This window comes from Mesorhizobium denitrificans (assembly GCF_003403035.1).
Lineage (GTDB): Bacteria > Pseudomonadota > Alphaproteobacteria > Rhizobiales > Rhizobiaceae > Mesorhizobium_G > Mesorhizobium_G denitrificans.
In genome coordinates, this window is record NZ_QURN01000006.1 from 250,511 (window position 1) to 271,132 (window position 20,622).

Genomic DNA, 20,622 nt, shown 5'->3' on the forward strand with positions numbered 1-20,622 from the left:
AGCAATGCTTGCACCCAAGATCATGGTTGTCGAGGATGATGAACCCCTCGGCATCCTGCTGAAATACAATCTCGAAGCTGAAGGCTATCACGTCGAGGTCGTTGCACGCGGCGACGAGGCTGAGCTTCGCTTGCAGGAAAACGTTCCCGATCTTCTTGTGCTTGATTGGATGGTGCCTGCCGTTTCCGGCATTGAATTGTGTCGGCGTTTGCGTATGCGGCCTGAAACCGAGCGCCTGCCGGTAATAATGCTGACGGCTCGCGGCGAGGAAAGTGACCGCGTGCGCGGTCTTTCAACCGGCGCGGATGATTATCTTGTGAAGCCGTTCTCTACGCCTGAGTTTCTGGCTCGCGTGAAGGCGCTCCTTCGGCGCGCCAAACCGGAAGTCTTGTCGAGTGTGCTCAAGGTAGGCGACATTATGCTCGACCGCGAACAGCACCGTGTCTACCGTAAGAAGTCTGAATTGAAGCTTGGCCCAACCGAGTTTCGTTTGCTCGAATTCATGATGCGGCATCCGGGCCGCGTGTTCTCGCGCACGCAGCTTCTCGATAATGTTTGGGGCGAAACAATCTATATCGACGAGCGCACCGTAGACGTGCATGTCGGGCGTCTCCGCAAGGCGGTGAACACCGGGCGTATGCCGGATGTCATCCGCACCATTCGAGGCGCTGGCTATGCAATCCGCGAGGATTGAGGTTACTGGCGACGGCTGTTTGTGCTCTCGGAAACGGATGCGACAGTGGTGCCACCTGCAATGACGGATGCCTTCAAGCGGCCGTCAGGTGTGATGTCCCAGACCAGTTCCGCGTCCTCTTCCTCCATCGCAGGATCAACGTAAACGCATTGCGAGAACATGCGCGCTGAAAGCTTTCGAGTGTCATCGCGCGCTTGAGGCAAGTCGGCCGCGCAATCTTCCATGGTTTCGTAAATAACGGGACCGGGCGCAGGTATTTCCTTGCAATGGTCCAGATTGCCCGAACATCCGACTATCAGCAGCAAAGCAGCGATGTGTTCCATCTGCCATTCCTCCTGCACATAAACGGCGATTGGCGTGCGCAGTTCCGGCAAATTGCAAACAAATGCTTGTGAGGAAAATGGAAGTCCAGAAACGAGTTCCGCCGAGTTATGTCCGGCGAGGATCATAACCCGGCGGCCACTCAACACCGCTTGAGGGATACGGTGTCGGGTTTTCAGAAAGCCCGATCAGGCGCGACGTATGAAGCTCGCAATCAGCGAGATCACAAGGAACGCCAGGAAGATAAAGAACAGGATCTGTGCGATACCTGCGGACGTACCAGCGATGCCGCCGAAACCGAGCGCGCCAGCGATGATCGCGACGACGAGAAAAACAAGGGCCCAGTATAGCATGGCCACAACCTCCTAGATGATCTTGCGGGAAAAACGTGAATGGTGGGATTTGGTTCCGCCTGCCTGTTTCGCAGGCGGAAAAAATCCGTCTAGGCGGCGGCTTTTGCCTGACGGTCGAAGAACAGCGCCTGACCGATAAGCGCCTTCACCATTTCATTACTGAAAGGCTTGGTGACGAGGAAGGTCGGTTCCGGGCGTTCGCCAGTCAGCAGCCGTTCCGGGAAGGCGGTGATAAAAATCACCGGGATCGATGACACGCCGAGAATCTGGTTTACGGCGTCGATGCCCGAGCTTCCGTCTGCAAGCTGAATGTCGGCCAGCACGAGCCGAGGGCGCGTCTTTTCGAACATCGCAGTCGCTTCATCGCGTGTGCGTGCCACGCCAACAACACGGTGCCCAAGGCTTTCGACCATCTGCTCGATGTCCATCGCAATTAGAGGCTCGTCCTCGATGATCATCACATCGGTCGCCATCTGGCGCGAAAGTTCTTCACTGGCCTGCGCGAGCAGTCGTTCAAATTCCTCGTCTGAAACATCCAATATTTCAGCCGCCTCTTCTTCAGAGAAACCCTCGACCGAAACCAGCAGAAAAGCCTGACGGGGCAGGGGAGCTATTGCTGAAAGATTTGCAGCCGCGCGCTCTTCCCACCCCGAAACGGATTGCGCTTCCGCTGCAGGAATCTTGCGCGAAATGACCGTGAACAGCTTCCCAAAAAGTTGGTAGAGCGCAATGCGGTCGCTCGATGCCTTTGGGAAAATCGAGAGATCGGCGATGATTGCCTCAAGCAATGCGGCGACCATTGCATCGCCGCTGGCCTGTGAACCGGATACCGCTCGCGAAAAGCGTCGCAGGTAAGGAAGATGCGGTGCGATTGCCGCAGACAAATTAGGCATTGCTTACCCTCAAATTATTGGTTCTTCTGGATGGCCTGTTTAGGCATGATTACGCAACAATGCGCTGGAGGAAAAATTGTTCCAAACCTGTGGAACAATTTTCACGCATGCTCGTTAGGGCATATCTGGGCAGGAAACGACTTGTCCGGCAGGTTATTTTTGGGTCACCTTTGAGGGCCGGAGCGGACAGAACGAAATAAGGATACAGGACCGGTGTCGGAAAAGGTGTCGGAAAAGAAGCCCAAAGGCGGACAAGCAGCCGCCGCGCTGGGACCAAACGCGGAAATTGGCCGCAAACTAAAGCAATATTACGAGAGCCTGATCGTGGACGAAGTTCCCGACCGGTTTGCTCAGCTTCTGAGCCAGTTGGAAAGCGTCGAAACCAAGCTTGAAAAGGACTGAGACCCGATGGCCCAGCCCGAAAGTTTCAAGAAAGACCTGCTTGCTGCGATTCCAAGCCTGCGCGCGTTTGGCGTATCGCTGACTCAGAATGCGGATCGCGCCGACGATCTCGTGCAGGAAACATTGGTAAAGGCTTGGGACAAACAGGACAGTTTCGAGCCCGGCACCAACTTGAAGGCGTGGTTGTTCACCATTCTGCGTAACGAGTTCTATTCGCAAATGCGCAAGCGTGGTCGCGAGGTTCAGGACAGCGATGGCGTAATGACGCAGAAGATGGCGGTCCATCCCGGCCAGCTTGGCGTACTCGATCTTGCGGACTTCAAGGATGCGTTGGCGACCCTGCCGCCGGATCAACGCGAGGCCATTATCCTGATCGGTGCATCCGGCTTTTCATACGAGGAAGCGGCGGCAATCTGCGAATGCGCAGTGGGTACCATCAAGAGCCGCGTCAGCCGCGCGCGCACTCGCCTGCAGCAAATTTTGGCTGTCTCTGGTGAAGCTGATTTCGGTCCCGATGCAATTTCCGCGCAGGTTATTGCTTCAAATGCTGCCTGATCGATCGCGCACCGAGCGGATCGCATCAATCAGCTCCATGCCGGTGTAAGGCTTCTTTACCAGCGGTGCGTCGGGAAAGCGCTCGGCAAGTTGGCTTTCGGCATCGCCGCCTGTCGTGAATACGATGGGAATTTGAGCAGACTTGAGCCTGTCAGCCAATGGCAATGCTGATTTTCCGCGCAGGATCAAATCCACAACGGCGATATCGAACTGACCGGCAATTGCAGCCTCTGCCTCGTCGAATACGCTATGCGTGACGACTTCTTGCACGCCATTTTCGCGGCAAAGATCCTCAACTTCCAATGCAATCAGCGGCTCGTCTTCAAGCAATAGAATGCGCATACCCGCCAGCGAATTTGGTTTCAAATGGTTTCCGCCCGTTCTGAAAATTGTAACCGACACCTGCCCGTTACGCGTTCATACGGCGTGTGTGCGCGAAGTTACAATATCATTTGCAAATGCCATCAGTTGCGCCAGCTCGGAAGGGCCGTTGCATAGCGGTCATTGCTGCTTAGAATGGCAACAGGTGTGCGGAACTTCGCCTCGTTCGCTGCGTTGTAGATGTTCCGAAACGAGGGAGAATATTCATGGCGGCTGCAAGCAAGAGTTCAAAGGTCGAAACACCTGAAACAAGTCTGGAGGAGGATGTCCGCCAGCTGCAGCGCGACATCAAAAAGCTGACGGAACTGCTCGCCAAGACGAAGCAGGACTCCTATAGCGCGGCCAGCAAAGCAGCCAACGAAGGTATGGAACACCTGCGAATTCAAGGTGATGCTGCGATGGAAGGTCTGCGGCAGAGCGCTGAAGATATGGAGGCTCAACTGGTTGCGGCTGTTCGCGAAAAGCCGGTTACTTCGCTGGCAATCGCTGCCGGTATAGGCTTCCTTTTCGCGCTCATCTCTCGCCGGTAATCCCATGATCGGCGCATTGCTCGGGAGCTTGGCATCAGGCGAGATGGCGATCGCATTGCGTAGAGCAAAGCTAGCCGTCATTTCTTATGGGCTTATCGCCGTATTCCTGTTGTGCGGCATCGGCTTCCTCATTGGCGCTGGCTATATATATGCGGCTGACCGATATGGCAGCTTGCACGCTGCGCTTGGATTTGCTGGCGGTTTTGTCTTATTGGCGCTGCTTGTCTGGGTCATATTCAAGCTTTCCGCGCCAAGGCGTGAAAAGCGCCGCGCCGCGCTTCGAAAAAGTGAAATCTCTGCAGTAGCTGCCGCTTCGGGCATCGCGATAGCTTCAAATCTGCTGCGCAGTCGAGCTGGCATCGGGATGCTGGCAACTCCACTGATTGGCTATTTGGCCTATCAGATCATCAAGGAAAACAGCTCAAAGTCTCCGCCTCGCGACGAAGAATAATGCGGTTGGGCGGAACCAGGCATTTTCAGGATCATTGCCTCCATGACGATCGCGCAAGCGCGGCAGCTAAGGAGACAATTATGGTCAATATCGAACCCGAAAAAGCGCGGCAGGGCCGCTGGGGTAGTCATGTTCTGACGATTTTGATCATCGGGCTGATATTGGCTGTTATCGCATGGTTTGGGCTGGAGTTTTATGGCGAGAGCATCGATCCGCCGCACCCTGCAGAGCAATCACAACCATCTCAGTAAAATCAGAAATATTGGAGGAACCCATACCGAATTATGACGTTGGTCATACACGCCGCCCGGTTATTCGTTGAGGGTCGGGCAACGAGTTCTGACAATGGAGACGGTTTTATGTTTCGTAAATTGTTTATCACCACTGCCGCTGTATCGCTTATCGCCGGTGGTGCATTCGCACAGACAGCAACCACGCCAGCAGAGCCTGCACCTGCCGAAACCACGCAGCCTGCGGCCCCGGTGGTGAAGGCTGACGGCTTCCTTGCCGGCAATATCATCGGTGAGAGCGTCTATAATGGCACGGGCGACAATGCCGAAAAGATTGGAGATGTCAGCGATCTGGTGCTTGATTCCAGCGGCATGGTTAAGTCCATGATCGTGGGCGTCGGTGGCTTCCTTGGCGTTGGCCAGAAAGACGTTGAGGTCGACTATAAATCAGCCGAATGGGCTGAGAAAAACGGTGATCGCTGGATCGTCATGGCGATGACCAAGGAGCAGCTCGAGGCGCTTCCGGCCTTCGACCGCGCGCCTTATGACCCAACCCCGCCGACGGCAACCGGCAGCACCACTCCAGCCGCCCCGGCTGACACCACGACTACGACCCCGCCGGCTGCGGCGCCTGCAACGCAGGAACCCGCACCAGCTAACTAAATGGGTCGATTTGCGGAAGGAAAGCCCGTGCATTCGCGCGGGCTTTTCTTCATCTCCAACCAGAGCGCCAGTTCGGCGCGGCATAAGTACCGGCGATACCTTGATCGGTAAGTTCGCTGAGCGCGAGTGACTGGTCCAGATGCTCGGCGCGCCACGCGAGCAATCGCTCAGCCATTTCCAATCGAATACCGGTATGGGACGGATCATCCGCGCGATTGCGCAGTTCGCCCGGATCGTCTTTCAGGTCGAAAAGCAGGGGCGGTAGGCCGCCGCCAAAATGCACATATTTGTGCTGCTCCGTGCGTATTACTGCAAGATTACATTGTTGTGGTTTCAGCCCGAGCGGCTGCTTTTCCTCGCCACTCGAAATCGAGCGAAAATCGAACTCCCAATGCGCCGCATTGCGCCAGTCGGACGGCGTGCTGCCGTTCAAAAATGTTGCGAGCGAATGTCCGTCCAGATGCGCGGGTGCCGTGCCGCCAAGCAGTTCGATCACTGTCGGCATCAGGTCAACCGCCTCCGTGAATTGCTCAACGGATCCGCCCTTGCTCGCGTGTGCACTCGGTGACCGGATAATGAGGGGCAGATGATAGCTCTCGTCAAAATACCCACCTTTGCCAAGCATGTAATGGTCGCCCATCATTTCCGCGTGGTCGGAGGTGAGAACGATGATCGTATTGTCCCAATCTCCTGCCGATTTCAGCGTGTGCCAAATGCGCCCGAGCTGATCGTCGACCTCGGAGATCATGCCGTAATAGATTGATCGGATCGTACGGAAATCTCCTTCCGTCAGGTCGCGAACCGAACCCTTTTGGCCAGGCAGGAACTTGGAGCGCTTCTGCTTGGTCAGCTCGTATTTTGCATAAGGGTGTGAGCGCGCTTCGTCTTTCCATGACGCTGCCCGGTAAAATGCCGGTCCATCCGCTGGGTCGTACATCGTGTTGAAAGGTTCGGGCACGATGAATGGTGGGTGTGGGCTGAGATAGGAAATATGCGCAAACCACGGATCGTCCTGCTCGCCATGCCAGCGCAGAAACTCGCCCGTCAAAAATGCGGCCAATGTCTGTTCGCGATTGTAAACAGGGGGTGCATTGGTAACGCGTGAGACATCGCCATTGGCGGGGCGATGGATCTCGGGATAGCCATACTCGACCTTCACGCCCTGCCGACGCAGCCACGAAAGCCACTGCTTTTGATGCTCCGGCAAAAGTTGCCGTGCGAAGAAGCCAGGCAACACGCCTTCATACGAACGCAGAACTGGATCACCCGGTGCGAAGAAGCGCGGATCGGGAGAAACGTCGGTGTATCCAAAGAGGGTCGGCTCATATCCTAGCCCTCTGGCAGCTTGAGCAAGCGTGCCATGCCGCGCATCCATTGGCGTGCCGTTGCGGCAAACCCGATTATTCATCTGATAAAGGCCGGTGTAGATGCACGCCCGCGCGGGCGAACATGGCGCGGCTCCGGCATAATGTCGCCGAAATAGCACTCCGTCGCTTGCCAGCGCATCGGCGTTGGGTGTTTGCACAGTGGGATGCCCAGCCGCAGACAGGCATTCTCCCCGCCACTGATCGCAGGTGATGAAAAGCAGGTTAGGGCGCTTCAACATGCGTGATTTTCCCGATTTAAAATCTATCGAACGCGATTCTTGAGCCAAAGCAAATGGCTCCAATTATGAACGAGATGCCAAGACCGTTCACAATATGGATACAGTTCATTGCCATCTATGGGTCTTTCGCTTTTGGCAATCAGGACCGACATTCCGGGCAACAACTGAAACCCAAAAGGAGTTTCCATCATGTTGAACCAGATCAAAGGTCTTCATCACGTCACTTCGATGGCGTCGGATGCGCGTGCAAACAATCAGTTTTTCACCAATACGCTCGGCCTGCGCCGCGTGAAGCAGACGGTCAATTTCGATGCGCCGGACGTTTATCACCTCTATTACGGCGACGAACTTGGCACCCCAGGGTCGGTGATGACCTATTTCCCGTTCCCGAATATCGGTCGCGCCCGTCGTGGCGTGGGCGAAGTCGGCACGACCGCGTTCACCGTGCCGCAGGGTACGCTTGATTATTGGGCCGAACGTCTTGCGGCGCAGGGCGTGGCGAATTTGAAGCGCGATGAACTTTTCGGTGAGAAGCGCCTCAGCTTCGAAGGGCCGGATCACGATTCATTCGTGCTTGTTGAAGCTGCCGATGATCGCAAACCTTGGACTGGCGGAGATGTTCCCGCGGATGAGGCTATCCGTGGGTTCCACTCGGTGTCGATGCGTTTGCGGGATGATGGTCGCATGTCTGAACTGCTCAGGTTCATGGGCTATGAACAAACGGACAAGTCCGGTGCAGTCACGCGCTTCATCATGCCGGATGGCAATGGCGCGAGCGCAATCGATATCGAAACCTTGCCGGGAACGCCTTTCGCGGACCTCGGTGCGGGATCGGTGCATCACGTTGCCTTTGCGGTGAAGGATCGTGCGGAGCAATTGGCTGTTCGCAAATCGCTGCTCGACACTGGCTATCAGGTGACGCCGGTCATTGACCGCGATTATTTCTGGGCGATTTATTTTCGCACGCCGGGCGGTGTGCTGTTTGAGGTTGCAACGAACGAACCCGGCTTTGACCGCGACGAAGACCGAGCGCATCTTGGCGAGGTTCTGCAACTGCCATCGCAACATGCGCATCTGCGCTCCTATCTGGAAACGCATCTGCAACCGCTGGAGGCCGCGTAAGCCATGTCCGTCGAAAGCTACATTCACGCTACGTTGCCCGGTACGCCGGGCGGCCCACTCCTGTTTGTTTTTCACGGCACAGGCGGAGACGAGCATCAACTCGTGTCACTAGGCAAGGAACTGGTGCCGGCGGCGACGATCGTGTCACCGCGCGGCGATGTGTCGGAGTTTGGTGCGGCGCGGTTTTTCCGACGCACCGGCGAAGGCGTTTATGACATGGCAGACCTTGCCCGTGCCGTCGCCAAAATGAAGGGCTTTGTCGAAGCGCATGTCGCCGCGGCCAAACCTTCAGAGGTGTTTGGGTTGGGCTATTCCAACGGCGCGAATATTCTGGCTGCAACATTGTTTGCGGCACCGGAATTGTTCGATGCGGTTGCGCTGTTCCATCCGCTCATACCTTTTGAGCCGGAGGTTAGCGGGTCGTTGGCGGGCCGCAAGGTTCTTATCACCGCGGGTCGGCGTGATCCGATCTGTCCCCCGCAAATGACGTCGCGACTCGACGCGTATTTGCGAGCAGATGGAGCTGATGTCACACTGGATTGGCACGAAGGTGGTCACGAACTTCGGCCAAATGAAATCGAAGCAGCGCGGAAATTTTTCTCAAGCACAGACGGGAAGCAAAGCTCATGAGCGATACGATCCATCTTGACGAGACTGACACCAAGGGTCGCTATTGGTTTCGTAGTCCTGACGGCGATGAAGCTGAGATGACATTCACCAAGAGCGGCCCAAACACGATTATCATCGATCACACGATGGTGCCGGATGCGTTTCGCGGGCAGGGTATCGGCCTCAAGCTTGTCGAGCGAGGCGTCGCCGACGCTCGCGCCGCGGGCAAGAAAATCATCCCGCTTTGCCCCTTCGCGGCGGCGCAATTTCGCCGCCACCCGGAATGGGCTGATGTGCTGAAAGGCTAGGCGGCCCAGAAATATCTTACGATATGAAAGAAGATTGGGGCTGAGAAAACGAGGCTGTCGGCGCGATCCATCATGCCGCCATGCCCGCCGATCAAATAGCCCCAATCTTTTACACCTTGGTCGCGCTTGATAGCCGAGGCGACTAGTCCCCCAAAGAAGCCCATCAGGCACGACAGGAAGGCCACAAGCGCTGCCTGCCACGGATTGAACGGCGTTAGCCAATAGAGCGCTGCGCCCAGAGCCGTTGCGCTTCCAAGCCCGCCGACCAGACCTTCCCAGGTTTTCGAAGGCGAGACGCGCGGCGCAACCGGGTGCTTTCCGAACAGCTTGCCGAAAATATACTGAAGCACGTCGCTGCCCTGAACGGTGATCATCAGGAACGCCACCAGCAGCACGTTGCGCCCTTCATATCCGGGGATCGAAAGCGTGAGCAGGGCCGGCACGTGGCTCATGCAATAGACCGCAATCATCACAGCCCATTGCTGCGCTGCTATGCGTTCGAGGAAGTTTTCAGTGTCGCCATTGAGCGCTGTCAGCGCGGGCATGAGCAGGAAGCAATACACGGGTATGAAGATGACAAACAGGCCGTACCATTCCGTCCAGACCAGCCAATACTGCACGGGTATGATAATCAGAAACATGCCGAGTAGCACCCAGTAGTCGCTGTTGCGCGTTGCCGTCAGCGTCACAAATTCGCGCAACGAAAAGAATGAAATCAGCACGAACAGGATGACCAGACCTGTTTTTCCAAAGAGCAGGGCAAGCCCCAGCACAGCCACCATTACCCACCATGCGTTGATGCGCTGGGTGAGATTCGTGAGCGTTGCGGTAGGTGTTTCGGCGCGGCGGCTCAGCACTGCTGCGACCGTACTCGCAAGCGTCAGTATCGCAATCAGGCCGATGGCCAGAAGCTGGAAATCGGTAAGCATCAGGCGCTCCGCTTCTGCTGAGGGTCAAGCGCCAGTAGCGCTTCGCGAGATCGTTTGAGAAAGGCGTGCCGTTCTTCATCTTGCACCAGCGCGATTGGCTCGCCGAACACGACACGACATAGAAGTGGAACCGGGAGAAACTTACCTTTCGGCAAAACGCGCGACATGTTCTCGATCCAGCACGGAACCAACTCTACATCCGGTCGCGCAAGTGCGAGATTGTAGAGGCCGGAACGAAAAGGCAGCAGTTTCTGGTCTTCGTCTATATTGCGCGTGCCTTCGGGAAATATGATCAGCGAGTCGCCTTGCTCAAGCACGCTCAACATTGCCTCCATTGGATTTTGCGCCCCTTCCGAAACCTGCCGCTCGATCAGCACTGTTGATAGCAAATCATTCGCGATGAGCCGGCGCAGCGGAGTCTTGCCCCAATAGTCTGCAGCGGCGACCGCACGGGTGCGCTCGCGCTCCTGCCTTGGCAGACACGAGGACAGCAGAATGAAATCGCCATGGCTGGCATGATTGGCAAAGTAGATCCGTTGCCGATGCGAAGGCGCGGAACCCGCCCAGATTGGGCGAACGCCTGTAACTGCCCATGCGAAGCCTGCCAGCAACGAGCCGGTAAGCCGCTTGACGGACTTGTTTGCGCGGTTGCGTATCTCGTTCATCTGCGAGCCTCAGCGCACGTCAGCCAACGCCACGCGCACGCGGTTCGCAACCGTTACAAGCGAGAGTAGCGCCAGCGCAGGGAAGATGTACGGCGCCACTACGCCAATCGGTACGTGGAAAACCAGCAATACGGCAATCAATCCCAATGCGAATGCGCGGTCGCTCTTGCCGAACGGACCGTCATATCGCCGTGTCGAGCCGAGCGGCACACCGAGCAGTCCCACAAATTCCGTCAGAAAGGCGGTTAGCGCAAACGCTACGACACCCCACGCAGGGAACAGCGGCACTGCCGCAAAAGGCAGGATCAATGCAAGATCGGAAACGACGTCGCAGACTTCGTTCAGCACCAAGCCCAAACGAGACGCCTGCCCATGCTCGCGCGCCAGCATTCCGTCGATTGCGTTCAGTGCCATGCGGATGAAAAGCACGAGCGGCAACAGCAGGAACACCAGCGCGTTTGCTGGCCATATCGCCATTGCGGCGCCAGCAACGACCGAAATCAACGCGGCCGTTATCGTTACCTGATTTGCAGTTATCCCTGCCACAGCGAGGCGGCTTGTTAGCGGTCGCAGCTTCCCTTGGAATGCAGGCTTAACGTCATAAAGTGTAGGCATTCAAGAATTCCCCTCGTGTTATGAACGATGTTCAAAAACAATTGAGGCAGAATTTTGAACGTAGTTCAATAATTCAAAATTGTTGGAGGGCGATTTTCCTCTTTATCAAGTGCAGCGTGCAGTTCGAGGGACGAGCGTATGCCTGATTTATAAAAACCGATGAGCGAGGTGGCGACGGATTCGCGCCCAATGTCGGTTTTAATCCCACAGCTTTCGCAATGCTCTGCAAAGACGCGGCGCAACATGCCGATGTCTTCCGGCCTGAACACTGTTCTAGGCACCCCTGATCCTCCCTGGTTGGTGACTGCCGGGTAACTCCCTCGGTTAACCTTGGTTGCGCTAGATTAGCTCATTGCGCGCAACGTGCTGAACAATAATCGTTGAACAGCATCCTTGGTGCTCCAATATATCTATATATTTGGGTGCTTGTGCCGAAATGCGAGCATTTTCGGGCCGGTTTGAACGAAATAGCTTGCGCCTAGATACCCAATTGTGTTGCATTGCGGTATGTTTGCTGCACTGCAAGAGAAAATGCATTGAAGCCAGCCGATACAGATCGGGTGAGCGGCAAAACTCCCGATGCCGCGGTCGCTAGCTATGCTTATTCGACCGCGAATCGTGGCAAGGCGGCTATCAAGGGCGTGTTCTGGTCTGGGCTGAACGTTCTTGTTCCAACCACAGTTAGCGCAATTGTTTTCGTTGTCAGTTCGCGGATTTTGGGACCGACCGAATTTGGTCTCGTCGCGCTTGCAACGAGCATTGTCGCGTTCACTCTGGCTTTCGCGCCCGGTGCGCTTGGCGAAGTCCTCGTTCAACAGGCCAATCTAAAGCAACGTCATCTGGATTCCGTATTCTGGGTCTGCGTGGGATGTGGCACGGCCTTTTACATCCTGTTGCTGCTGGTCTTTTTCAGTTGGCCGGGAGATGTGTTCGTCGATCCGCAAGTCCGAACATTGCTGCCGCTTCTTGGTCTACGGCTAATTTTCGATCTCGCGGCGACGGTGCCGAACGCGCTTATCATCCGGTCCATGTCGTTTCACCAAATGGCATTGCGAACGATTTCGTCCTCGCTGATCTCGGCGTGCCTCTGCATCGCGCTTTTGTTCGCGGGCTACGGTATTTGGGCGTTGGCGATCTCCCAGCTGTCAATTTCCGTCGTTTCCTTCGTTGTCGCTTTCTGGTCTGTAAACTGGCGTCCCGGCCTGAATTTCTCGGCGGATGCCTTTCGCGACGTGTGGCGCACCGGCCTGTTCGCGTCGGGCAATCGCCTGCTTCAGATGATGAGCATCGACCAGATGCTTATCGGCTTCCTGGCAGGCCCCGCGGCGCTCGGCATATTCAACTTCGCGCGGCGTCTGTTCAGCCTCATCAACGACCTTATCGGCGCGTCATTCGCCAATGTATCGCATTCGCTGCTGTCGTCCTTGCAGTCAGAGCGCGACAAAGCCAAAGAAGCGTTTCTGTTGGCTTCCTTTGCCTCTGCCGCGGCCTCATTTGGGGCCTTCGGCGGGCTTGGGGCGATTGCCGGAGATGTGATCCCGGTTGTGTTTGGTGACAACTGGGTGTCTGCAGTTCAGCCCGTTCAGGCGTTCTGTGCGATGGGGTTGCTGAGCAGCATCGGCCTCGTTCAATGGGCGTTGATCTCAAGCCAGGGCCGCAATGATCGGTGGTTTTATTATCAGGCGATCTCGCAGGCTCTCACGCTCGTGGTGGTTTTGGCCGTCGCGGATCGCGGCGTGTTCGCAATAACTTGCGCCATTGCCGCCAAGACATTTCTCGTATTCCCGGCGGCCATCATGCTGTCCGTGCAGACGCTCCATATTGATGTGAAGCGCTATCTCGCGCAATTCGTCTCGCCCACTGTCGCGACGTTGGCGATGCTGGCCGTGCTTTATCTCATCAGTCCTTACCTTTCCGAAATGGCTGCGTGGGAGCGTATCGGCACCAAGATACTTCTCGGCGCGACTTGCTATCTCGCCGTGCTGCTGGTGCTTTCGAGGCAGCGCGTCCGGGTTCTCCTTGAATTGCTCGTGAACCGAAGAAAGGCGGCCGCTGCCTAGTGGCCTTCGGCGTCGATGAAGCTCATCTATCATTCCAATCCGCAAAAGAACTTTGGCGACGAACTCAATGTCGACCTCTGGCCGCGTCTGGCGCCGGATATGTTCGATGAAACGAGCCGCACCGGCTTTCTCGGCATAGGAACAATCGTCGGTCGCTCATTTGCAAATGTGGACCACCTCCACGTCTTTTCCAGCGGTGTCGGTTATGACTCGGTTGTCGATTGGAAGATGCCGCGCACCATCTGGTGTGTGCGCGGGCCGCTATCCGCAAAGGTGTTGGGCGCGGATGCCGATGCAGCGCTGACCGATGGCGCTATACTCGCGCCAAATGTGCTCGGCATCGACTCTCGCAATGTCGAGCGGAAAGGTGTCGGCCTGATCCCGCATTGGGAATCGGAGCTTGAGGGCGGCTGGAAGGAAGCCGCAACTCTGGCCGACATGGAACTCATTACGCCGATTGACGACCCAGTAAACGTCTTTCAAGCCATCAACAGAAAGTCTTTGATCCTCACCGAATCTCTGCACGGTGCAATCGTAGCAGATGCGCTTGGCGTTCCGTGGCTTGCCATCGGCACCAGCGGCAATGTGTCCATATTCAAATGGACCGATTGGGCGATGTCGTTGGGCGTCAAGCTGCGCATCTACCAGGTTCCTGCCCCAAGCGGGCGCGCCATCAGCAAGTTTGGGCGTTTTCGTTCAGCGAGTGCCGATCCTGTAATTCCCGACGCGGAATACGCAATCAACCACTACCGTGGGCCGGGCGAAGGAGGCGGCGGGCTTAGTAGCCTCAGATCGTTGTCGCGATCCGCCAAAAAAACGCTGCTCGAAAATCAGCTCTGCGCGCAACTTCTCGGCTTTTCCCCTGTTGCCATGGCCGAGCGGCTTGCAGCGGTCGCGAAACAGGAGCCGCAATTGAGCGAGGCAGGCACGCGGGCGCGGCTAGCTGAAAGAATGCTCGAACGATTTCGCGCTTTGCAGACGGAGCAATTGGAATCGGGCTCCTCGCCGCGTTATCGCGACAACGCTTCGAGATAGCGCCGGGCAATCGTTTCGTAGTCCAGTTTCTTCAGGGCAACCGCTCCGGTTGTTTTCGCGTCTGCCCGCAGTTTTTCTGGGTCTTCATCCAGGACCTGTCGCAGCGTTTGCGCGATGGATTGGGGATCGTCGGATTCGGCCAATATGCCGAGCCCCGTTTTTATGACTTCGACGAACGGCACTCCAAAGCGAATGAAATCGGTCACCTTGTTGAACGAGGTTCCGTATTTATACAGCGTCGGATAATTCTTCCCACCGGCATATCCGATGTCGGAAGCAGCCGTCAGCCATAGCGCTTCTTCCTTCGGCACGCGCGGGAAAAAGGCAACGTTGGACAATTCGGCGTTGCTTGCCTGCTCTTTCAGGCGTTCCGTTTCGCCGCCCGAACCAACTAGCAAAAGTCCAAGACGCGGATCGCTTTTCAGCAAGGCAACTGCATCAATAACCTTGTCGAGTGCGTTGGGAATGCCTTGCGATCCCGGATGGATCAGCACTTTGCGGCCTTCGCGCTGCCAGTCTTCTATTTGTTTTGCAGCGGCTCTGCCTGTTTCCGTAACGGGCCGTGTCGGCTGCGGCCCTGAAAGGTCGATGCCGTTTGGCGCGTAGATGAATTTGCCGGGGGTCAATCCTTTGCTGGCCATATAGGGCTCGGCGTGCTCAAGCAGGGATGCCACCACGTCTGCATGCTCATAGGCATAGCTTTGTGCGAACCCGGCCAGCATCACGATTGGATGAAGCTTGGATTTTCCTGCAATCTCGGTGATGGAAAGCGGCCAGAGATCACGCACCTCAAAAGCCAGCTTCGCTCCGTATTTTTGCGCCAGCTTTCTAGCCGGATAGATCGCGAACGGATGCGGCGAGGAGACAATAATTGCGTCGGGCTTCGCCTCCTGTACTGACTGCATGGCGCGGCAATAGTCCAGCATGTTCAAAAAGCGCGAAACGCCGTTCTCAGAATATTTGCGCGCAGGAAGCGAAAGATAGCGCACGCCGTCGATCATTTGCTCGGCTGGCAGGGGCTGGCCGGAAGTCAGAAGATGATGGAAGCGCGCAACAAAGATCGTTGTCTCATGGCCCATCGATGCCCAGTGGCGAGCAAGATAGTAGGAGCGCATCGCGGGCCCTATACCGGGTCCACCAGCATAGTGGTTGAAGTACCAAATATTCATCAATAGCCAATCTGGAAAATACGAGCGCTACCTCGATGTCAGTCTGTGCTCCTTCGGGGCCTGGAGCGTGAGGGGTATGGAACAGATAAACCTGATCCGAAAGACCAATTAATCGCTTTTTGCCTGTGCGAGTTGAAGAATGGTGGTGATCCCCACAGAAGCCTTCTCCATTTCAGCCTCGGTCAGTGTCGGATGCACAAGAAACATGATGCTTGTTTCGCCGAGTTCATGCGCAATCGCAAACGGTTTGCTCGGTCTCCACGGTGTGCCGTCAAATGCGCGCTCAAGATAAACCTCCGAGCACGAGCCTTGATAGCAAGGAACATCGAACTCATTGATTTCTTTAATGATTCTGTCGCGAGACCAGCCATCGTCCAGATTTTCCGGGCGCACATAGGCGTAAAGCTTATAGAAAGCGTGGTGCGAGTTGTTTCCCATCGAGTGCTTGTCAGCCAGCGTCGGAACGCGGACGGCGCCATTCTTGCCCGCAAAGCGCGCAAGCGCGTCAATAAGAACTCCGGCATTTGCCGTTCTCGCGGCTTTCCATTTTGGCATCCTCGCCAACTGGATGCGCCCGATCGCAGCCTGCATTTCCGTCAGCCGCCAGTTGGTCCCAAAGCTTTCATGGACCCAGCGGAAGCCGGGCGGATGCTTGCGCTCATAGACCGCTTCCCAGCTTTTTCCGTGATCTTTGAACGACCACATGTGTGACCAGAAATCGCGGTTGTCGGTTGTCACCATGCCGCCTTCGCCGCCGGTGGTAATGATCTTGTCCTGACAGAAAGACCAGGCTCCGATATGTCCAATCGAGCCAACCGACCGACCTTTATATTGCGCGCCATGGGCCTGCGCGCAGTCCTCGATCACCTTGAAGCCGTGCCGCTCGGCAAGGTCCATGATCGGGTCCATATCGCAGGGCCAGCCTGCCAGATGGACGGGTATCACCGCCTTCGTGCGCTCGGTCAGCACCGCTGCAATCGTCTCGGCGGTAATATTGCCACTGTCGCGGTCGACCTCGGCGAACACCGGCGTCGCGCCCGCGTTCACAACGCATGAAACCGAAGCCAGAAAAGTGCGCGGCGTGACGATCACTTCATCGCCGGGCTTTATCCCGATGGCGTGAAGCGCAAGGTCGAGCGCAAGCGTTCCATTGCCCAGCGCGATAGCGAATTTCGATCCGGCCCAATCGGCGAATTCACGCTCGAACTGGCGGCATTCCTCGCCGGTCCAATAGTTGACCCTATTGGATCGCAGGACGCTCGAAACGGCGTCGATCTCTTCTTCTGTGAATGAAGGCCAAGGCGAAAAGGGTGTGTTGAGCATAGTCGACTTATTTTCCCAAAGCTCGCGCAGGCACGCCGACATAGGTTTGCGCACCCGGAAGGTTTCCGACGACGGCTGCGCCGACGCCGATCACCGCATCCGCGCCGATCCGTACTCGTTGCCGCACGGAGCAACCGGTGCCGAGCCAGACTCGCTCACCTGTTGTAACCTCGCCGGACAATGTAGCGCCGGGTGCGATGTGGTTGGCTAATCCAATCTTGCAATCATGGTCAATGCTGACGCGCGTGTTGACGATTGTTGCATCGCCAATTTTCGCATCCGTCCCGATCACAGCCGCGCGTCCCACAAACACCCCATTGCCAATTTCCGCGCTTCTGCTGATTTGCACTGAAGGGTGGATGATACTAACCTGTTTGAGGCCATGACGGCCTATTTCGTCAAACAAGCGCAGCCGAAGCGTATTGTTGCCAACCGCTGCAATAGCCTCGGGCCACTCCGTCGCGAACTCGCCTAGCGATGAGAACGGCCCCAGAATTTTCGCAGACGGGTCACCCGTGGCATCGTCGAGAAACGCGATTTCCTCATAGCCGCAATCGAGCGCTACGTCGGCGACGGATCGGCCATGTCCGCCAAAGCCGAGAACGAGAAGCTTTCTGGTCATGATGCGATCTGGTTCAGCGCGTGTTGCCTGCAAATGGTTTCATTGTGGCTTCCCCTTGTGCTGAAATATCCGAACGCTTCAGCACGCGAATGAAGGTTAGCGCGAGAATCTTGATATCCAGCCAAAATGATTGATTGTCGACATACCAAACGTCGAGTTCGAATTTTTCAGGCCAGGAAATGGCATTGCGCCCATTGATTTGTGCCCAGCCGGTTATGCCGGGGCGCACTTCATGGCGGCGCGCCTGAAAGGCGGAATAGAGCGGCAAATACTCCATGAGTAGGGGGCGGGGCCCCACAAGGCTCATGTCGCCTTTCAGCACGTTCCAAAGCTCCGGCAACTCATCAAGACTCGTGGATCGCAGAAAACGCCCAAAGGCGGTGAGTCGCTCGCTATCCGGCAAAGCTTTACCATCGGCGCCGTGTGCGGCAATCATGGTGCGAAACTTGACCATTTCGAATGGAGCGCCGTTCAAGCCCGGTCGTTGCTGACGAAAGAAAACGGGACTGCCGAGCTTGCGGCGCACCATTATTGAAACGAGCACAAAAACAGGCGCCAGAACAATAAGCGCCACAAGCGACACCAAAATATCGAAAACGCGTTTCATCAAGCCACTATCGCACCGGGTTTTGAAAAGTTCGACGCATGATGCTGGCATAGCGCTGCGGTGGCGACCCGGCAACCTTAACCTGTCAAGCTGGTGCGGGGCTTTCTTGATTTACCCGGAGAGGGCCCCGGACAGGGTTCGTCTCAGTGCAACATGTTGCTGACCGGGGTCAGCCTGTAGTGGCTGAGCCAATTGAGGCCGAGATGATCGGCAACAACTTGCCAAAGCTCGCCATCACCTTGCTCTCTGCGGTCGAGTTCGAGCCTATCAAGCGCCTCTTGTATCTGGGCGAGTGTTTCTGGTTCATCGGAGCGATAGCTGATTGACTGCATCACGCTAACCGCTTCTTCGCCAAGGTAAGCGTGCGTCGCCTTCATGAGTTCGGTGCTGATTTTTTCGGTGACTGTGCTTGGGACCGTGTCCTTCTCAAGCGGTAGCTCTATCGCGATGTGTTTTCGCTGGTCCCATGACGCACGCAGACTCTTGCCCTTGAGAGAATACACCAGTGCGAATAGCTGTTGTGCCGACAATTCCAATCCGCGCTTCATGCTGCCTGACTCCTTCCATATTGAGTTGGCCAGCGCAATTTTGGGCGCACTTACACCTCAGTAAGTCAGCGACGCGACTTACTCGAACTGCTTGTGTCTAAATGATTTTTTGCGTTGGCCTGCTCGAAAAAGATCGTTTGAATTCGTTCTTCTTGGACCCGTTGAATGCAATGATGCCTAAAATTAGCACCGAGATTTAGCCCCAATTGTCGGCTGCTGCACAATCTCAAAGCATGTTGCTATTTTTTTTGAGTCTTTTCGCAAATGATAGGCGAGTGGCCGCCTGCGCGAGTGCGCATGAGGTGAAACTCGAATTAAGATCAATTGCTGCTCAGTCGCGCACTATCGGGCGATCTGTTCTGCCGAACGCAGCTTGTCGGCATCCTTCACAAATTTCCATGCAGCGAAAAACGTCGCTGCCGAGGCACATAGCAGAGCGATTGGAATAATTCCGAGTGCTGCGTGCAGCCCTGCTGCACGGAATACTTCTTCCATCGTTGGAGAGTTCGCAGCCAATTGCGCCTTCAATGCAAAATGATCTGAGAGCAGCCCGACGGCCACCGGTCCCAGCGATCCACCGATCAAAGTGGAGGCAGAAATGAACATCGACATTGATGTCGCGCGCAGCTCTGCAGGAATCACGTCGTGGAGTGCTGGGTATAAGCAGACGTATAGCGGAAATTGCAGCAGCCAGCCCAAAGCAAACAAGGCGACGAACAATTGCACATGCTCGACGCTCACCAGCAGCGCGCAGACGATAAGTGCGGCGGAGGCGATGAAACTGAACGCCGCCATAAGAATGCGACCTCTGCGATAAGAAGCCTGCAAATTGTCTGCGATCCAGCCGCCGGCGGTCAAACCAATCAGGCCAGTCACGCCAACGATCAGCCCCGTATACATGCCGGCCTGTTGCAGATTGACGCCGAAATGACGCTGCAACAGCGGCACCAGAAATGCGTTGGTTCCAAAAGTTACGAAGCTGCAGGCGATGCCCGCCAATGCTATGCTCCAGAATGTCGGCACGGCGAAAATAGCTCTGAACGGCCTCTTTATGGTGAGGCTTTCCTTTTTGGGCGCGCCGGGGATGGATCCACTCAGCGAGAATATCAAAAACGCCAGGATGATACCGGGCACAAACGAAAGCAGGAATGGCGCGCGCCAGCTATTGAAATGATGGGCTATCGCGCCCACGGTCGTAAAAGCAAGAAGTGAACCGAGCGGGATTCCCAGCATATATATGCCCGTAGGTTTCGCTCGTTGTTCTGATGGGAAAAGCCCGCTGATTATGGACGTTGCTGCCGGTGCGAGCGTTGCTTCTCCGATACCCACGCCCACCCGCGTAATCAGAAAGGCTGGGAAGCTCCACGCAAAGCCACTCAGCGCAGAAAAAAAGCTCCAGAAAAGCATTCCTGAACCCATTAACCGCACGCGAGAAGTCAAGTCTGCGAGCCTGTGAAATCGGCCGAATTGTGCACCATTTCAGACCAGCAGATTCATCACGGTGAGATTTTGGCTTTGGCGAAATAAATAGCGCTTCGCTGACGCTTATGGGTTCGTGCCTTGCAGTTCTTTGGGAAATGGCTGGCTTGAGCACTGCAAATGAATCTCACGGTCCAGTTGCTTTCGTTCCTTTGCCTGATGCTCCTTGCCAGCCGCCGCAAGCCCTAAGCCATATGGGCCGAGCACAGCGCCCGCCGACCAATAAATGCGTTGCTCACCAGCGTCATAGTCCAGCGCCGCTTTGCGCATTTTCTCGCACTCCGGCGTTTGCCATTTTGGGTCTTGCTGGGAAAGCCCGGCAACGTAGTCCGTGGGCGACGTGGCGCAACCAGGCAATATGCAGATCAGCGAGAAAGCAATCGCCTGCGAGATGCGTGTCATAAGCCTGCGCCTTTGTGCCGGGATAAAACGAGCCAATCGAAACGTTCTCC

Annotated in this window: 28 protein-coding genes; 12 read left to right on the plus strand and 16 right to left on the minus strand. The window is 56.1% G+C overall.

What is annotated here, in order from left to right:
- Positions 1 to 4 precede the first annotated feature (4 nt).
- Positions 5 to 694, plus strand: coding sequence for a phosphate regulon transcriptional regulator PhoB (gene phoB, locus DY251_RS09845; protein WP_116623710.1), 690 nt, complete (start codon positions 5 to 7; stop codon positions 692 to 694).
- Positions 695 to 696: 2 nt separating this feature from the next.
- Here phoB and DY251_RS09850 read toward each other — a convergent pair whose 3' ends face one another.
- The 3 genes from DY251_RS09850 to DY251_RS09860 form a co-directional block, all read right to left on the minus strand.
- Positions 697 to 1,143, minus strand: a complete 447-nt coding sequence (locus tag DY251_RS09850) for a hypothetical protein (protein WP_245415911.1) — start codon at positions 1,141 to 1,143, stop codon at positions 697 to 699.
- A gap of 60 nt (positions 1,144 to 1,203) precedes the next feature.
- Positions 1,204 to 1,368, minus strand: a complete 165-nt coding sequence (locus DY251_RS09855; protein WP_116623711.1) for a DUF1328 domain-containing protein — start codon at positions 1,366 to 1,368, stop codon at positions 1,204 to 1,206.
- Positions 1,369 to 1,457: 89 nt separating this feature from the next.
- Positions 1,458 to 2,261, minus strand: coding sequence for a response regulator (locus DY251_RS09860; RefSeq protein WP_116623712.1), 804 nt, complete (start codon positions 2,259 to 2,261; stop codon positions 1,458 to 1,460).
- A 225-nt stretch (positions 2,262 to 2,486) separates the two neighbouring features.
- Here DY251_RS09860 and DY251_RS09865 point away from each other — a divergent pair, with 225 nt between their 5' ends.
- Together DY251_RS09865 and DY251_RS09870 are read left to right on the plus strand one after the other, a co-directional pair.
- Entirely contained in the window at positions 2,487 to 2,663 is a 177-nt protein-coding gene (locus tag DY251_RS09865) for a NepR family anti-sigma factor (protein WP_281004451.1), read from the plus strand.
- A gap of 6 nt (positions 2,664 to 2,669) precedes the next feature.
- Positions 2,670 to 3,218, plus strand: a complete 549-nt coding sequence (locus DY251_RS09870; RefSeq protein WP_116623714.1) for a sigma-70 family RNA polymerase sigma factor — start codon at positions 2,670 to 2,672, stop codon at positions 3,216 to 3,218.
- Here DY251_RS09870 and DY251_RS09875 read toward each other — a convergent pair.
- The gene (locus tag DY251_RS09875) at positions 3,204 to 3,584 is read right to left on the minus strand and encodes a response regulator (protein WP_137113620.1); all 381 of its coding nucleotides are present in this window, start codon (positions 3,582 to 3,584) and stop codon (positions 3,204 to 3,206) included. The genes DY251_RS09870 and DY251_RS09875 overlap by 15 nt on opposite strands.
- Before the next feature lie 221 nt (positions 3,585 to 3,805).
- Between DY251_RS09875 and DY251_RS09880 the strand changes: the two genes are divergently transcribed.
- From DY251_RS09880 to DY251_RS09895, 4 genes are all read left to right on the plus strand, one after another.
- On the plus strand, positions 3,806 to 4,129 hold the full coding sequence (locus tag DY251_RS09880; RefSeq protein WP_116623716.1) for an ElaB/YgaM/YqjD family protein: 324 nt from the start codon (positions 3,806 to 3,808) through the stop codon (positions 4,127 to 4,129).
- 43 nt (positions 4,130 to 4,172) lie between these two features.
- On the plus strand, positions 4,173 to 4,580 hold the full coding sequence (locus DY251_RS09885; RefSeq protein WP_147307435.1) for a hypothetical protein: 408 nt from the start codon (positions 4,173 to 4,175) through the stop codon (positions 4,578 to 4,580).
- An 80-nt stretch (positions 4,581 to 4,660) separates the two neighbouring features.
- Positions 4,661 to 4,831, plus strand: a complete 171-nt coding sequence (locus tag DY251_RS21635) for a hypothetical protein (RefSeq protein ID WP_170971352.1) — start codon at positions 4,661 to 4,663, stop codon at positions 4,829 to 4,831.
- A 108-nt stretch (positions 4,832 to 4,939) separates the two neighbouring features.
- Entirely contained in the window at positions 4,940 to 5,473 is a 534-nt protein-coding gene (locus DY251_RS09895; RefSeq protein ID WP_116623719.1) for a PRC-barrel domain-containing protein, read from the plus strand.
- 49 nt (positions 5,474 to 5,522) lie between these two features.
- Here the strand turns inward: DY251_RS09895 and DY251_RS09900 are convergent, their stop codons facing one another.
- Positions 5,523 to 7,079, minus strand: coding sequence for an alkaline phosphatase family protein (locus tag DY251_RS09900; RefSeq protein WP_116623720.1), 1,557 nt, complete (start codon positions 7,077 to 7,079; stop codon positions 5,523 to 5,525).
- 189 nt (positions 7,080 to 7,268) lie between these two features.
- On the opposite strand from DY251_RS09900, the gene DY251_RS09905 reads away from it, so the two are divergent.
- Genes DY251_RS09905 through DY251_RS09915 form a run of 3 tightly spaced genes read left to right on the plus strand, consistent with a single transcriptional unit; the run spans position 7,269 to position 9,118 of the window.
- Positions 7,269 to 8,201: a VOC family protein gene (locus DY251_RS09905; RefSeq protein WP_116623721.1), complete on the plus strand. Its 933-nt coding sequence runs from the start codon at positions 7,269 to 7,271 to the stop codon at positions 8,199 to 8,201.
- A gap of 3 nt (positions 8,202 to 8,204) precedes the next feature.
- A complete protein-coding gene (locus DY251_RS09910) occupies positions 8,205 to 8,831 on the plus strand; it encodes an alpha/beta hydrolase (RefSeq protein ID WP_116623722.1) in 627 nt (208 codons plus the stop codon).
- Positions 8,828 to 9,118 carry a GNAT family N-acetyltransferase gene (locus DY251_RS09915; RefSeq protein ID WP_116623723.1) on the plus strand — a complete coding sequence of 97 codons (291 nt, stop codon included), beginning with the start codon at positions 8,828 to 8,830 and terminating at the stop codon, positions 9,116 to 9,118. The genes DY251_RS09910 and DY251_RS09915 overlap by 4 nt, the downstream gene beginning before the upstream one ends.
- Here DY251_RS09915 and DY251_RS09920 read toward each other — a convergent pair.
- The 4 genes from DY251_RS09920 to DY251_RS09935 form a co-directional block, all read right to left on the minus strand.
- A complete protein-coding gene (locus tag DY251_RS09920; RefSeq protein WP_116623724.1) occupies positions 9,115 to 10,047 on the minus strand; it encodes a phosphatidate cytidylyltransferase in 933 nt (310 codons plus the stop codon). The genes DY251_RS09915 and DY251_RS09920 overlap by 4 nt on opposite strands.
- A complete protein-coding gene (locus tag DY251_RS09925; protein WP_116623725.1) occupies positions 10,047 to 10,712 on the minus strand; it encodes a lysophospholipid acyltransferase family protein in 666 nt (221 codons plus the stop codon). The genes DY251_RS09920 and DY251_RS09925 overlap by 1 nt, the downstream gene beginning before the upstream one ends.
- Before the next feature lie 9 nt (positions 10,713 to 10,721).
- A complete protein-coding gene (locus DY251_RS09930) occupies positions 10,722 to 11,327 on the minus strand; it encodes a CDP-alcohol phosphatidyltransferase family protein (RefSeq protein ID WP_116623726.1) in 606 nt (201 codons plus the stop codon).
- Between the two features lie 65 nt (positions 11,328 to 11,392).
- The gene (locus tag DY251_RS09935; protein WP_137113622.1) at positions 11,393 to 11,608 is read right to left on the minus strand and encodes a hypothetical protein; all 216 of its coding nucleotides are present in this window, start codon (positions 11,606 to 11,608) and stop codon (positions 11,393 to 11,395) included.
- A 255-nt stretch (positions 11,609 to 11,863) separates the two neighbouring features.
- Between DY251_RS09935 and DY251_RS09940 the strand changes: the two genes are divergently transcribed.
- Together DY251_RS09940 and DY251_RS09945 are read left to right on the plus strand one after the other, a co-directional pair.
- Positions 11,864 to 13,387, plus strand: a complete 1,524-nt coding sequence (locus DY251_RS09940) for an oligosaccharide flippase family protein (RefSeq protein ID WP_158553243.1) — start codon at positions 11,864 to 11,866, stop codon at positions 13,385 to 13,387.
- A 15-nt stretch (positions 13,388 to 13,402) separates the two neighbouring features.
- Positions 13,403 to 14,422, plus strand: a complete 1,020-nt coding sequence (locus DY251_RS09945; protein ID WP_116623729.1) for a glycosyltransferase family protein — start codon at positions 13,403 to 13,405, stop codon at positions 14,420 to 14,422.
- Here the strand turns inward: DY251_RS09945 and DY251_RS09950 are convergent.
- From DY251_RS09950 to DY251_RS09980, 7 genes are all read right to left on the minus strand, one after another.
- A complete protein-coding gene (locus DY251_RS09950) occupies positions 14,398 to 15,591 on the minus strand; it encodes a glycosyltransferase family 4 protein (RefSeq protein ID WP_116623730.1) in 1,194 nt (397 codons plus the stop codon). The two genes, DY251_RS09945 and DY251_RS09950, sit on opposite strands and share 25 nt — an antisense overlap.
- A gap of 108 nt (positions 15,592 to 15,699) precedes the next feature.
- Positions 15,700 to 16,914 (minus strand): DegT/DnrJ/EryC1/StrS family aminotransferase, encoded by a 1,215-nt coding sequence (locus DY251_RS09955; RefSeq protein WP_116623731.1) that lies wholly within the window; start codon positions 16,912 to 16,914, stop codon positions 15,700 to 15,702.
- Positions 16,915 to 16,921: 7 nt separating this feature from the next.
- Positions 16,922 to 17,536 carry an acetyltransferase gene (locus tag DY251_RS09960; protein WP_116623836.1) on the minus strand — a complete coding sequence of 205 codons (615 nt, stop codon included), beginning with the start codon at positions 17,534 to 17,536 and terminating at the stop codon, positions 16,922 to 16,924.
- Positions 17,537 to 17,549: 13 nt separating this feature from the next.
- Entirely contained in the window at positions 17,550 to 18,143 is a 594-nt protein-coding gene (locus DY251_RS09965) for a sugar transferase (protein ID WP_116623732.1), read from the minus strand.
- 143 nt (positions 18,144 to 18,286) lie between these two features.
- A complete protein-coding gene (locus DY251_RS09970) occupies positions 18,287 to 18,691 on the minus strand; it encodes a hypothetical protein (protein ID WP_116623733.1) in 405 nt (134 codons plus the stop codon).
- A 342-nt stretch (positions 18,692 to 19,033) separates the two neighbouring features.
- Positions 19,034 to 20,131 carry an MFS transporter gene (locus DY251_RS09975; RefSeq protein ID WP_281004447.1) on the minus strand — a complete coding sequence of 366 codons (1,098 nt, stop codon included), beginning with the start codon at positions 20,129 to 20,131 and terminating at the stop codon, positions 19,034 to 19,036.
- A 105-nt stretch (positions 20,132 to 20,236) separates the two neighbouring features.
- The gene (locus tag DY251_RS09980) at positions 20,237 to 20,572 is read right to left on the minus strand and encodes a hypothetical protein (RefSeq protein ID WP_116623735.1); all 336 of its coding nucleotides are present in this window, start codon (positions 20,570 to 20,572) and stop codon (positions 20,237 to 20,239) included.
- Positions 20,573 to 20,622 lie beyond the last annotated feature (50 nt).